The sequence below is a fragment of the Mediannikoviicoccus vaginalis genome, from assembly GCF_928097925.1.
GTDB lineage: Bacteria > Bacillota > Clostridia > Tissierellales > Peptoniphilaceae > Mediannikoviicoccus > Mediannikoviicoccus vaginalis.
The window spans coordinates 1,407,201-1,421,586 of the sequence record NZ_CAKMRI010000001.1; the positions used below are offsets into that span (position 1 = coordinate 1,407,201).

Consider the following 14,386-nt stretch of genomic DNA (forward strand, 5'->3'; position numbering starts at 1 on the left):
ATTAAAAAATCCCGGTAGATCACTACCGGGAAAAATTTTACTTATTTAAAGGGCGGATTTCTTTAAATACTTCGCCGTCTTCTTTTATTTTTTCGTTGTTTCCTATTGTTGCAATATAATCTTCCTTCATTGCTCTTTCAATTATATCTGCAACTTTTTCAAAGTCTTCCACTTTTGTTTCAAGGGCTTCTTTAAGATTTCTATTAAGGTCTTCAGTTGTCTTTCCTGAAAGGTACATTGTAAGTGCAACATTGCCCTTTTGCATATTTGTAAGTGGTGGATTGAATTTGTTTAAGGATCCAATTATAAAGCTTGAAAGTTCTTCCTTTGAAAGCTTTAAGTTTCTCAAGTACTCTGCCACTGAATTGTAAACATCAACGGTGTTTTTAACATTAGGGTCTCTAAATGAGTACATGTGAACTGTTCCAGACTCGCTAATTCCCATTCCACATCCATATGCGCCACCTTGGGCTCTAATTGAGTTGTAGATATAGGTTAGACTTAACATTGATGAAATCACAAACATCGATCCGTCAAACTCAAATTCACTTGGGTCAAAGGTAAATGACTTTGCAACATAGTTTACATTTGATGAAGAAGTTATTCCTTCGTTTTTCTTTTCTAAGTCAAATACTAAATTTACACTTGAAAGTTCCTTATTTGAAAGATTCTTTATGAATTCTTCTCCTTCTTTTTCAACCCTTTCAAACTCCTCTCTGTCTGTTGTAACATTTAAGATAAGTTTATTTTGGTTAAAGGTCTTTTCTTGAACTTCCACAAGTTTTTTCTTAATTTCTTCAAATTTATCATCAAAGTTTTTGTTTAAATCCCTTACAAAGTCATAGTAGGAAACTCCACCAACTAAGTCATTGAACATTCCAACTTGGCTTTGATATGACTGTGTTCTAAGGATTGCAATGGAATGTCCGTGTGATAGGATTTGATTTTCCAAGTTTATTAAAATTTGGGATATTAACTCTTTCATTCTAGCTCTGTCGTCAAACCTACTTCCTAGTAGCACATCTTCTACAAGGCCAAACATATCCTTTGATTTTTCGCCGATTGCCTTTGAAGAAACTCTAAACTTCTTGTAGTACTTCTTAGGATTTTTATAGTCCACTATGGAGCTAATGCTAGTGTCAATTCCACCGGTCTTTAGGAAAAGTTCCGTTTCCATATCCTTGTAGGAGTGGTTTTTAGTTGAAACCTTTGTAAGCATATCGGAAAGTAGTGCAATATATTGTATGTCTTCCTTTTCTGCCCATTCTAAGTCGAAGGCAAGGGTAATATAGTTTATCTTACCTGTGAAAAGGTCGTGATAAAGCACAACATGGTTATCCTTTTTTATCTCTTCTGTAGGAATTTCTAAAACTTTTCTTTCGATGTCGTCAAGATTAAGTTTTGGAATAGTATTTTTTTCTTCCTCTGTATCTTCTGAGTTTTGGAATTTTTCAAGAACTCTATTTTGTTCCAAAAGCTCTTCCAATTCCTCTTCGCTTAGGCTTGCCTTATACTCTTGAAGTTTTTTATCCACTTCTTTGTCCTTTTCCATATTCATTCCAGGAGTGGCTTCAAGGGAAATAATAACTTTATTTGGATTGTTTAAAATCTTTTCTTCAATATACTTTTCAAAGTAATCTGTTCCAATTTTTTCTCTAATCTTTGAAAGCACATCTTCAAACTTGAAGTTAATAGTAGGGTCCTTGTCATATAGCCAAGTGTCAAAGCAGTTTATAAAGTAGATTATACCTTTAGTGGCAAAGTTTTCAGCCTCTCTTATGTTATATTCCATCTTGTTTATGGCAGCTTCAATCTTCTTAGAGTCCATACCCTCTTTAACAATCTTTTTAAGTTCATCTTCTATTATCTTTTTGAACTCATCTTTTTTGTCCTTTGAAGTGTTAATAGCCACAAGACCAAGGCCCATTTCCATTCCGTCGGTGTAAAGGCCGTCAATGTCTTCGCCAATGCCACTTTCCAGTAGGGCAAGCTTTAGTGGGGAACCGTCGTTTTCAAACAGAGTGTCCCTAATAATGGAGTTGGTTAATGCATCCACTGGGTCATATTTAAATCCAGATCTAACGCCATAGATAAGCATGTCCTTATTCTTAGGATCTTCATCGGAAGAGATTGAGTATGAAACATTAAAGTCTCTCTCCTTATCAAAATCCTTTTGGATTTCAATCTTTGAATCAATTTCGTCCTCTTCAAAATGTGCTAGATATTCTTCGTCAATAAACTTTAACTGCTCATCGGTGTTCATGTCACCATATATAAAGATAAATGAGTTTGATGGATGGTACAATTTGTCGTAGAAGCCAACAAATTCTTCATATGAAAGATTTGGAATATCATATGGATAGCCGCCGGACTCGTTGCCGTAAATTGAGTCAGGGAAAAGTCCCTTTGCAAACTCTTGGTACATTATAGTGTCCTTAGAAGAGTAAGCTCCCTTCATCTCGTTATACACAACACCCTTGTAACTTAACTTGTCGTCCTTGTCCTTTAATTCATAATGCCATCCCTCTTGTAAAAAGATTTCTTTTTTAGTTCTTACAGCAGGGAAGAACACAGCGTCTAGATACACATCCATAAGGTTGTGGAAGTCCTTGTCGTTTCTGCTGGCAATAGGGTAGATGGTCTTATCAGAAAATGTCATGGCATTTAAAAAAGTTTGAAGAGATGTCTTTAACATATCCATAAAAGGCTCTCTCGTCTTAAACTTTCTTGAACCATTTAACACACAGTGTTCCAGTATATGGGCAACTCCCGTAGAGTTATGAGGTGGAGTTCTAAATCCAATACCAAAGACTTTGTTGTCATCGTCATTTTCAACGGCCATTAGCCTAGCCTTTGTCTTCTCATGTTCAAAAATTTTAACATTTGAAGAAATATCATCTATAAATTCTTCAGAAATTAATTTAAATCCATTTGTAGTCATAAATACCTCTCTTTCTATAAGTTATTATAACATTTGAAAAAGAATTTTACGACTTTAACATGGTTGGACTGTTTTCTTCTTTAATATATAATAGAGTAGTAATGGATATAATAATGATAAGATAATAAAATTGAAATATGGAGGAAAAATGAAATTAATATCATGGAATGTTAACGGGCTTAGGGCTTGTATGAAAAAGGGATTTATGGACTTCTACAATGAAGTAGACCCAGATGTTATTGGGCTACAAGAAATAAAGATGCAAGAGCATCAATGGGAGTTTGAATTTCCTGGAAAATTTGTCTATATAAATGCGGCAGAAAGACCAGGGTATTCAGGCACAGCTGTAATAAGTAAAATAGAACCACTTAGTGTAAAATACGGCATTGGAATACCTGAACATGACGACGAAGGTAGAGTAATAACCTGTGAGTTTGAAGACTTCTTCTTTGTTACATGCTACACACCAAATTCAAAGAGAGGCCTTGAAAGACTAGAGTATAGAACAACTGTGTGGGAAAAACTATTTAGAGAATATTTAAAAAGTCTCGAAGAGTCAAAGCCAGTTGTACTATGTGGTGACTTAAACGTGGCACATAAGGAAATTGACCTTAAAAACCCAGATACCAATAGAAGAAACGCAGGCTTCACCGATGAAGAGAGAACTGAAATGACAAAGCTTTTAGACTCAGGCTTTATAGACACCTTTAGATATTTCTATCCAGATGCAATAGACAGATACAGCTGGTGGTCATACTTTGCAAAGTCCAGAGATAGAAACGTAGGCTGGAGGATTGACTACTTTTTAGTATCAGAAGCTTTAAAAGATAATTTGGTTTCTGCAGACATATTGGACCAAGTTATGGGTTCAGATCACTGCCCTGTGGAATTAAATATAAAATTCTAGGAGAAAGAAATATAACCTCATCCACAGTCTCAATGACGGGATAAAAGAACGTAATTTAGAAGTGGGAATGTTGCCTACGCAGTTATAAAAGCCACATCAGTAATGGTGGGAATAGACGAATAGAGAATATCCGGTACTTAATGTGAATTAGGTATCGGATTTTTTAAATTTAATTCAAAAGTAATGTTTGCAATCGGTATCATATTTGACTATAATTAATTTAACAAATTAAATTATTAAAATAAAAAGTAATCCAGGAGGAAGTTATGGAAAGTAAACCAAGGAAGAAGATATCTTTAAGAAGTCTTGACCAGGTACAATTTTTCGCCACGGCGGCCATGGCGGTGCTTTCAATCATTACGATTATTACAGCCATAGTTATGGGGCAAGCCGCTGACAGAATGGGCTTTGACAACTTAGATGGCATTGACAAATCAATTAAGGCAATTTATCGTGTTTATAATTTTTATAATCTAATACTCATAGCTCTTGTGGTGGCGCTTTTAATATTTTTATATACCACCTTTATACGAAACAAACTTGGAAAAAATTTTCTAACGGTGCAAAATATTATTTCCTGCATAACCTATGGAATTTTTGTAATTGACTTTATACTGTTTAGACCAATATTAAGCGTTTTAAGAGCCAGCAAGAGGGCTTTAAAAAACATTCAAAATTTAGACTTTGGATCCTTTGGACAAATAGAGCAGTTTATGCAAAATCTTATGAGAATTTCTGAAGAGAGAGTTGCAGCGGCGGGAATATTTTTTGTAATTGCCATGATTCTTGCGATAGTTCTTTCTATAATGCTTTATAGGAGAATCTACCATGGACAGCGTTCTATAAATGTGGAAAGGGAAGTGTCAGGATTTACTGAAGCCATAAGAGAAAAAAGTCAAGTGGCGAAGGAGTTAATTCAAAATCAAGTAAATGAATTTAAAGAGACTGACTACGAAGACTATGTTGGTGAAGAAAAACTTTCAGATAGAAGAGAAAATCCTGAAAGAAATAATCTTGTGCCTTCAAATGAAGAGATACATGTAACAAGTGAACTTCCAAAAAATATAAATGCATATGAAAACTATCAAGAGAATAAAAGAGCATATCAAGAGAATAAAAGAGCATATCAAGAGAATAAAAGAGCATATCAAGAGAATAAAAGAGCATATCAAGACTATGACAGGGAAGCTCAAAACTATTATAACGAAAACAGAAAACCCGTTAATAAAAAATTATTGGCGTCAATTTTAATCGTAGGAATACTTCTTATATCTGCCATATTTATAGTTCCAAAGGTGCTTTATGCAATGAAGCCCGACGCGGTAATTTCATTGGATAATATGGACATTGAAATAGAAGTAGCGGGCTTTGATGGAAGTGGAACGGCAACGGCAACCCTTGTGGGAGAACCTGAAATAATAGAATCTAAAAAAGTTATTGATGAAGATGCGCTGTTACAATATATTAAGGAACAAGAGGTTAAACTTTCTAAATCTGAAGGCCTTAAAAACGGCGACAAGGTAAAGGCAGTATTTGAATTCAAACCTAGCGACCGATATAAAATTGAAATTGATAAAGAAAGAATCGAAAAAGAAATTGAAGTTGAAGACTTAGAAGTATTTATAAACTCCTACAAGGACATAGATCCAAATATTATTAAGAAACTCGACCAGGAGTTTAAGTCTAGAATCAATAATGACACAGGATTTTGGAATGTTGAAAAATTACGAATCCAAAGACTTGGCTCATATGAATATAAAGTTGATGACAACGACATCAAGACTGGAAACTTCTCAAGGAATGATTATACTTTTACAAATGTGTACAAGGTAAGCTACAGATATTTTGATAATGCTGAAACGGAATATGTGGCATATGCTGCCAACAACTTCCAAGAGGCCAATGGCGCATATAGATACAATGTTAAAAATCTAATCACAAGGGACGACCTAGATGACTTACTAAACTCACTACAGTTTGATGGCTATACAAAAATTGATGAGCTTAAAGAGGAAGAGGCTCTTAAGGAAGAGCCAACGGAAGCTACAGAAGTCACTGAAGATGAAACTGAAAAAGAAAATAGTGAAGTTATAGCAAGTGACAAGCTTAGTAGAATTGCAGCAAATTATGAAAACAACACAAGATATGTGGGCAATGTGGCAAACTTAAGAAGTGGTCCATCGGTAAATTCTCAACTAATAAAGACTTTCCATGCAGGAACACCGGTGCAAGTTCTATACACAGATATAAACGACAACATAAGAGTATGGTGTTATGTTAGAGTTGAAACCAGCGACGAATTTTATGAAGGTTGGATATCACATAGAGTTATACATTAGAAATGAAGCATATGATGGAAGAAAAGATTAAAGAGTTTTGGAGAAAATTTTGTGAAGAAAAAAATATTTCTATAGATACTTCATTTGATGCGTGGTCATTTGGAAATAGCAAGGACATAGCAGACGAACTCTCTGATTTAGTAAACAGAGGAATTAAAACTGCCACCACTTCAGCATATGAACTTTATGAAGAGGGAGAAGCCATACCAAAAGTTGGAGACTATAGTATTATATTAAATGGTTCAAGTGACCCAGTATGTATTATACAAACCAAGGTTATATATGTTATTCCCTACTATCTAATAACTCCAGAACACGCGTATCATGAAGGAGAGGGAGACAGAAGTTATAAATATTGGAGAAAGGCCCATGATGATTTTTTCATTGAAGAATATAAAAATTATGGAAAAGTTTTTTATGAGCAAGCTCCAATGTTATGCGAAGTTTTTGAAAAAGTTTATTAAGGAGACCGACACTTATAATAGGTGTCGGTTTTGTTATATAATCATACTAGAGGTGCATAATGAAAAGACAGGACTATGATATGGCTTTTATGTTGCAATATGAAAATGTGGCTTGGTATGAAGATGGGCGTGTTCGCATTTTGGACAGAAGAGTGTATCCAGTGGAAGTTTCCTTTGTGTATTGTAATAGCTACGTTGATGTTGCAAAGGCAATTAAGGATATGGTTACCCAATCTGCAGGACCATACACCGCATGTGGTATGGGTATGGCCCTTGCTGCATATGAATGTAGAAATAAAAGCGAAGAGAAGCAACTTGAATTTATGAAAGAGGCTGCCCATGCTCTAACCTACGCAAGGCCAACAACTTCAAATAGAATGGGGAAGGTCTGTAGTAACTCATTAAAAGTTTTTGAAGAGGCATTAGCTGAAGGGGTTGACGCGGACAAAGCTATTTTTGATTTGACAATTGAGTCTTTAAACAGGCGCTACTCCACAATGACAGTTGTGGGGAAGTACTTAGTCAGTTTAATGGAAAGAGACTTCAATGTTATGACCCAATGTTTTGGAGAGACTATTGTTGGCACAATGCTTCGTGAGGCAAGGGAGATAGGACTAAATCTTCATCTATGGGTTCCAGAGACGAGACCCTACTTTCAAGGTTCTAGACTAACCGCATCGGTGTGTCATGATATGGGCTTTGACACAACTGTAATAACGGACAACATGGTAAGCCAGGTGCTTAAGGAAAAAGATATTAACATTTTTACATCTGCCGCCGACTCTATAACCATGGACGGCTATGTGGTAAATAAAATTGGAACTTATCAAATTGCAATCTCTTCAAAGTATCATCATGTACCATATTTTGTAACGGGGATTCCAGATATTGATAAAAAAAGTATAGATGAAGTAAAGATAGAATATAGGGACGACAGGGAAGTCCTTGAAGCAAGGGGAGTTAGGAATGCCATGGAAGGCGTGAAGGGATATTATCCTTCTTTTGATATAACACCACCACATCTTGTTTCTGGCGTGGTTACTGACAAGGGCATCTACACCCCATATAATTTAAAGGAATATTGTGAAAGTGAAGTAAAGGAGTTTTATTAATGAGATTTTTAGAACAGAGACAGGAGCTTGTTGATGGAGGTAACGACCTTTTAAATCTTGGATTAACCAAGGGGACGGGAGGAAACCTTTCAATATTTATAAGGGAAGAAAAATTAATGCTTATAACTCCATCAGGAATTGAGTATCCAAAGTTAAAACCAGAGGATATGGTGTTAATGGATTTAAATGGCAATGTGATTGAAGGAAATTTAAAACCGTCATCAGAACATAGAATGCACTCAATTATTTATGAAAACAGAGACGACATTGATGCAGTGGTCCATTCCCACACAACTTACTGTGCAGCGGTTTCATGTTTAAGACAGAGCCTTCCAGCGGTTCACTACATGATTGCTGTGGCCGGGGGAAAGGACGTTCCATGTGCAGAGTATGCAACCTTTGGAACTGAAGAATTGGCACAAAACGCAATAAAGGCAATGGGTGACAGACGTGCAGTTCTTCTTGCAAACCATGGACTTTTAGCAGGGGCAAAGGACATAAAAAATGCAATTAATATTACTGACGAACTTGAATTTGTTTCGAAGTTATACTTTTTAACTAAGTCTGTTGGTAATCCCGTTATCCTTCCAGATGATGAAATGGAACTAATGCTTGAAAAGTTTAAGACCTATGGAAATATAAAGGAAAAGTAATGGATTATAAATTGCTTGATAAAGAAAGTGGGGTTGAATACGCCAAAAGTAAAAAGTTATTTCAAAGTGATGAAAAAGTAACTTGCCAAGAGATTGGTGACGGAAATATAAATTATGTGTTTAGGCTTAAAGGGGAGAAGAAGTCCTATATATTTAAACAGGCGGACGAATTACTTCGTTCATCACAGAGACCACTGAGCCAAAACCGTATGGATATTGAAGCCTTTATGCTTAATTACTACAACAAGTCCACGCCGAATTTTTCTCCAAAATTATATTTCTATGACAGGGACTTGAAGTTAATTGCCATGGAAGATCTATTTGATTATAAAAATCTTCGACATGAGTATATGAATGGCAATTTTTATCAAGGTACAACAAAAAGGCTGGGAGAATTTTGTGTAAAGAGCCTTCTTCCCACAACGATTTTTTACATGGATTTAAACAAGAGAAGAAAATTACAGTCTATGATATGTAATGAAGACATGTGTAATATTACAGAGGACTTGGTTTTAACGGAGCCATTTATAGATTACAAAAAGAGAAATGTCATTACGGAAGGTCTTGAAAAATACGTTGAAGAAAATATTTATAATGATAGAAATTTACAGCTTAGGGCAGCGGTGTTAAAGGAAAAGTTTGTAAATGATAAACAGGCTCTTATCCACGGTGACCTACACACTGGATCCATATTTGTAAAAGAAGGGGAAGTAAAAATAATTGACCCAGAGTTTGCAACCTTTGCGCCAATAGGCTACGACCTTGGCAATGTACTTGCAAATCTATTCTTCGCCCTTTTATATAATGAAGAGGTTTTGAAAAGTGTTGATGGGGCAAATGAAATAAAACAGCAAATAGAAATTTTTATTAAGTCACTTTATAGAAGTTTCACGGAGTATTTTAAAAAGAAAAAGATAATTGACCCAAGTTTTAATAATTCTAACTTTATAAATAAGACTATTCAGGACTACATGACCGACATGTATTCATTTTGTGGAATGGAGCTTTTAAGACGCACTATAGGCGACTCTAAAGTTTTGGAACTAACTACAATAGAAGATTTAAATAAAAGGCAGATGGTGGATAAAATACTGATTAATTTTTCTAAGAATTTAATTACTAGTCCAGAAAGTTTTATGTCTACAAATGTTATAAAAGCTTATGAGGGTTGGCATAAAGCCATTAATCTAATATAATGATATTTATGTTTAAAGCATTAGAAAGAAAAGGGAATGTACATGAGACAAGATGAATTAAATAATAGGATTGAAGAACATTTAGAAAGATATAAGAATGAAGTCTTAAAGATTGATGGTGAGGGAACTTTAGTAGAGTTAAAGGATAACTTTATTAATGACGGTTTCAATGTTTTTGAAAAATATTATCATGGCGATGAAATAAAAAGATATGGTAACGACTTAAAGTCCTCTAAGGTAATGGGAATGAATTTATTTCTTCCAATTTTGGAAAACAAGAAACTTGCTACTGATTTTATTTCACATATCTTAGAGAGAGATGACCTTGGAGAAGTTACCCATGTTGAATTTGACAAGGTTGTAAATAACGACGTCAATAACAGTATGGATTTATATGTGGAGATGTCTTCAGGAGTTAGAATCTATTTTGAGTTTACCTACTGGGAGGACCACTTCGGTTCATTCAATGGAGAAAACAACCAGGATATGTGGGAGAAAGAATTTTCAAAGCAAGTGGAAAAGTCTTTTAATTTAGGGGATATTACGAGGGAAGATTTTTGTAAAAATTTCAGAATAAATAGAAATGTATCTATTCTTGAAAATAAAAACGACTACACTGTGTTTATATATCCATTTGAAAACGACCCTCTTAAGGAGAGAATGGAAGAGTTTGATTACGAAAATCTAATTGAAATTGATTTACATGAAATACTTTACTTCATTTTGAAAAGGGATTTAACTGAAGAAGAGGAAGAGTACTTTAGAGAATTTTCAAGAAAATATTTAATTTACTAAACTGGCTGCTCAGAGGAGCGGCCTTTTTTATTGCACTGTTTTGTTATTTTTACAGTAGGGTATAAAGAATATAGTGTAATTTTAAGAGAAAGGGAGTAAATAAATGAAAATAGGTTTAATTATAAATCCAGTTGCAGGTATTGGTGGCTCTGTAGGACTTAAGGGAAGTGACGGAGAGGAAACTCAAAAGCTTGCCCTTGAAAGAGGTGGAAAGTTTTTATCAAATAGCAAGGCAAAGACAGCCCTTAAAGAGGTTGTGGACCTAAAGGATAAAATAGAATTTTTCACCGGCGCAGGTAAGATGGGTGAAGATGTTTTAAAGGAACTTGGTTTTAACTACAAAGTTATTGGAGAAAAGAAAGAACACACCACTTTCCAAGACACTGAAGACATAGCTAGAGAGTTAAAAAAGGAAAATGTGGACTTAATTCTATTTGCCGGAGGAGACGGGACTGCAAGAAATATATTTAATGCGGTAGAAGTTTCCATTCCATGTATTGGTATTCCAGCAGGTGTTAAGATTCACTCTGCAGTTTATGCAAACAATCCAAAGGACGCAGGTCTTGTAATAAGAGAGTATGTTCAAGACAAAAATTCTATTGTTACAGCACATTCAGAAGTTATGGACATTGATGAGGAAAAATTTAGACAAAATGTTCTTCAAGCAAAATTATATGGCTATTTAGATGTACCAAGGGTTGAAAAATTAATGCAATCATCAAAGTCAAGCTCATCATCTTCTGTTGAAGAGATTGAAGGTATTGCAGAAGAATTAGAAAAGATTATGAATAACAAAGACGACGACATGGTTTATGTTGTAGGTACCGGTGGAACTGTAAACTCCGTTATGAGAGATATTGGATATGACGTTTCACTTCTTGGAGTTGACATAATCTATAAAGGCGAAATCGTATTAAAAGAAGCTACAGAAAATCAAATCTACGACTTTATTAAGGACAAAAAGGCAACGCTTATTGTTACAGTTATAGGTGGTCAAGGCCATGTGTTTGGTAGAGGTAACCAACAACTTAGTCCAAGGATTATAAGACATATTGGCAAGGACAATATAATTATTATTGCAACCCATGCAAAGCTATACTCCATTGCCGATGGAGTTATAAAAGCGGATACTTCCGACCCAGAACTTGACGAAGAACTAAAGGGATACTGGAAGATATTGATTAATTACAACCACACAATAGTATTTAAATTAGACTAGGAGATAAAATGTTAGATAGATTTTTAAAATATATTAGTATTGACACACAAAGTGACGACAAAAGCAAAAGCTGTCCATCAACAAAGGGACAGCTTGAACTTGGTAAGATACTTGTAAAAGAGCTTAAGGAAATGGGAATAGATAACGCAGAGCTAGACGAACATGGTTACATCTATGCGTCAATTGAAGGAACTGTAAAGACTGCGCCAAAGATTGGACTAATTGCCCATATGGACACTGCCCTTGAAATGCCGGGGAAATGTGACAACCCACAAATCGTGGAAGAGTATAAGGGCGGCGACATTGTACTTAATGAAAAGTACAAGCTTACGGAAGAGGAATTTCCATTCTTAAAGGACCTCATTGGACACAAAATTGTTACAACAGATGGAACTACATTGCTTGGTGCTGACGACAAGGCAGGAGTTTCCATTGTAATGGAAGCGGCGAAATTTTTCATGAATAATAGAGATTTAAAATTTGGCGACATTAAAATCGGCTTTACTCCTGATGAAGAAATCGGCAGGGGAGCAGATTTATTTGATGTGGAAAAATTTGGTGCCGACTTTGCATATACAATTGACGGCGGTCCAGTGGGAGAGCTTGAGTACGAAAATTTCAACGCTGCAACTGCCACATTGGAAATTGAAGGAAAGGCAGTTCACCCAGGTTCTGCAAAGAATGTTTTAATAAATGCACTACTACTAGCTCAGGAGTTTAATCAAATGCTTCCTGCAAACGAAAGGCCAGAACACTCTGAAAAGTATGAAGGATTTTATATGCTTCACGGAATCAAAGGAACTTCAGCACAGGCAGAAGTGGTTTATATAATCAGGGACTTCTTTAAAGATAGCTTCCAAGAAAAGAAGGATTTGATGCAAAATGCCGTGGACTTTTTAAATAAAAAATATGGCGAGTGCATAAAGTTAAATATAGAAGACTCCTACTACAATATGAGAGAAAAGGTTGAACCACATATTGAAATAGTTGACCTTGCAAAGGATGCAATTTCACAAGCGGGACTAACTCCAATTATAAAGCCAATTAGAGGTGGCACCGACGGAGCAAGACTATCTTTTATGGGGCTACCAACACCAAATCTTTTTACAGGTGGCTACAACTATCATGGAAGATACGAAATAGTATCTGTAGATTTAATGGAAAAATCTCTTGAAGTGATTAAAAATATTATCCTTAACAACGCAGAAGGTAACTAAATGGAAAATTTAGAAAATTTAAAACCACAGAGAGTCTTTTACTATTTTAAAAAGCTAATGGATATACCAAGGCCCAGTGGACATGAAAAAGAAGTTTCAAACTATTTGGTAGAAACTGGGAAAGAACTTGGCTTTGAAACCTATCAAGATGAATATTTAAATGTAATTTTAAAAAGATGTGCCTCAAAGGGCTATGAAGATGCGCCGAAGGTGGTATTACAAGGCCATATGGACATGGTGGGGTCAAAACTTTCAGACTCCAACCACGACTTTACTAAAGATCCAATCATCCCAGTTGTGGAAAATGGATTTTTAATGGCAAAGGACACAACCCTTGGTGCAGACAATGGAATTGCCATTGCCATGGGCCTTGCCATAATGGAAGACTGTAACTACACCGGCCCACAAATAGAACTTCTTGTTACAACGGAAGAAGAAACCAGCATGAATGGTGCGTTAAAACTTTCCGACAAAGTTTTAGAGGGTGACTACCTTATTAACATAGACTCGGAAGAAGAGGGCATCCTTACAGTGGGATCTGCAGGAGGGCTTACGGTTTTCGTTGAAGAAGAAATTCAAAATGACGGCGACAAAGAGGGCTTTGAAATAAAAGTTCATGGCCTTAAAGGCGGCCACTCTGGAATGCAAATTAATGAAGACAGAGGCAATGCAGTAAAAGTTTTAGGAAGCTTCTTAGCAGAACTTAAAGATATTTCCATTGGAGAAATTAATGTTGGCACCTTGGACAATGTTATTCCTTCCGAAGGATTTGTAAAGGTCTATGGAATTGACAGAGGAACCCTTGAAGAAGCCAAGGACAAAACAATTTCAGAATATTCCAAACTTCTAGGAGAACTTCAAATAAATATAATTGAAACCACAGGGCAAAGTTATTCAAAAGAGCAATCACAAAGGCTTATTAAAGCAATAAATGAACTTCCAACGGGAGTAAATTCCTTTATGAATGACGGAACAGTGGAATCTTCCAACAACCTTGCCTTTATAAAGGAAGAAGACGGCAAACTAAAGAGTGAAATCTCCCTACGTTCATCGGAAAACCATGTGTTAGAAGAACTAAAAGAAAAAATCACAAAGGTTTTAGAGGAAAATGACTTTGATTATGAAATCGGCGCAAGATATCCAAGTTGGGAGTATAAAGAGGATTCAAAACTTCGCACACTTGCCCAAGAGCTATATAAAAAAATTGAAGGAAGAGACTTTGAAACAATTGTAATTCATGCAGGACTTGAATGTGGAGCAATTTATGAAAAATATCCAAACATGGATATAATTTCAATCGGACCAAACATAACGGGAGCCCACTCCGTAAAAGAAAGACTTGAAATAAAATCAGTGGAAAGAGTGTATGACTACCTGGTGGAACTGTTAAAGGAAATAAAATAAATTGAGCATGGTGAAAGCCATGCTTTTTATAGTATGACGGGCATGTTCTAATGCTGGGTGAAATTCCCTACATAGCGTAGTTACCAACGAATCTAATAGCGACTTGCAAGTTTTAGATGGCGACATCTAGGAGAGAAGA

Annotated in this window: 11 protein-coding genes; 10 read left to right on the forward strand and 1 reads right to left on the reverse strand. The window is 35.5% G+C overall.

Annotated features, from left to right (window positions below):
- Window positions 1–37: 37 nt before the first annotated feature.
- On the reverse strand, window positions 38–2,941 hold the full coding sequence (locus L6651_RS06485) for an insulinase family protein (protein WP_237037150.1): 2,904 nt from the start codon (window positions 2,939–2,941) through the stop codon (window positions 38–40).
- A 148-nt stretch (window positions 2,942–3,089) separates the two neighbouring features.
- Between L6651_RS06485 and L6651_RS06490 the strand changes: the two genes are divergently transcribed.
- From L6651_RS06490 to pepD, 10 genes are all read left to right on the forward strand, one after another.
- Window positions 3,090–3,848 (forward strand): exodeoxyribonuclease III, encoded by a 759-nt coding sequence (locus L6651_RS06490; RefSeq protein ID WP_237037151.1) that lies wholly within the window; start codon window positions 3,090–3,092, stop codon window positions 3,846–3,848.
- A gap of 266 nt (window positions 3,849–4,114) precedes the next feature.
- Window positions 4,115–6,187 carry an SH3 domain-containing protein gene (locus tag L6651_RS06495; protein ID WP_237037152.1) on the forward strand — a complete coding sequence of 691 codons (2,073 nt, stop codon included), beginning with the start codon at window positions 4,115–4,117 and terminating at the stop codon, window positions 6,185–6,187.
- A 14-nt stretch (window positions 6,188–6,201) separates the two neighbouring features.
- Complete coding sequence (locus L6651_RS06500) at window positions 6,202–6,651, forward strand: ASCH domain-containing protein (protein WP_237037153.1); 450 nt, start codon at window positions 6,202–6,204, stop codon at window positions 6,649–6,651.
- A gap of 59 nt (window positions 6,652–6,710) precedes the next feature.
- Window positions 6,711–7,763 carry an S-methyl-5-thioribose-1-phosphate isomerase gene (locus L6651_RS06505; RefSeq protein WP_237037154.1) on the forward strand — a complete coding sequence of 351 codons (1,053 nt, stop codon included), beginning with the start codon at window positions 6,711–6,713 and terminating at the stop codon, window positions 7,761–7,763.
- On the forward strand, window positions 7,763–8,416 hold the full coding sequence (locus tag L6651_RS06510) for an L-fuculose-phosphate aldolase (protein ID WP_237037155.1): 654 nt from the start codon (window positions 7,763–7,765) through the stop codon (window positions 8,414–8,416). The genes L6651_RS06505 and L6651_RS06510 overlap by 1 nt, the downstream gene beginning before the upstream one ends.
- Complete coding sequence (gene mtnK / locus L6651_RS06515; RefSeq protein ID WP_237037156.1) at window positions 8,416–9,612, forward strand: S-methyl-5-thioribose kinase; 1,197 nt, start codon at window positions 8,416–8,418, stop codon at window positions 9,610–9,612. Before L6651_RS06510 ends, mtnK begins: the two co-directional genes overlap by 1 nt.
- Window positions 9,613–9,654: 42 nt before the next feature.
- Window positions 9,655–10,407: a PGN_0703 family putative restriction endonuclease gene (locus L6651_RS06520; RefSeq protein ID WP_237037157.1), complete on the forward strand. Its 753-nt coding sequence runs from the start codon at window positions 9,655–9,657 to the stop codon at window positions 10,405–10,407.
- Between the two features lie 103 nt (window positions 10,408–10,510).
- Window positions 10,511–11,626, forward strand: a complete 1,116-nt coding sequence (locus tag L6651_RS06525) for an ATP-NAD kinase family protein (RefSeq protein ID WP_237037158.1) — start codon at window positions 10,511–10,513, stop codon at window positions 11,624–11,626.
- A gap of 8 nt (window positions 11,627–11,634) precedes the next feature.
- Complete coding sequence (pepT, locus tag L6651_RS06530; protein WP_237037159.1) at window positions 11,635–12,843, forward strand: peptidase T; 1,209 nt, start codon at window positions 11,635–11,637, stop codon at window positions 12,841–12,843.
- On the forward strand, window positions 12,844–14,247 hold the full coding sequence (gene pepD / locus L6651_RS06535; RefSeq protein ID WP_237037160.1) for a beta-Ala-His dipeptidase: 1,404 nt from the start codon (window positions 12,844–12,846) through the stop codon (window positions 14,245–14,247).
- Window positions 14,248–14,386 lie beyond the last annotated feature (139 nt).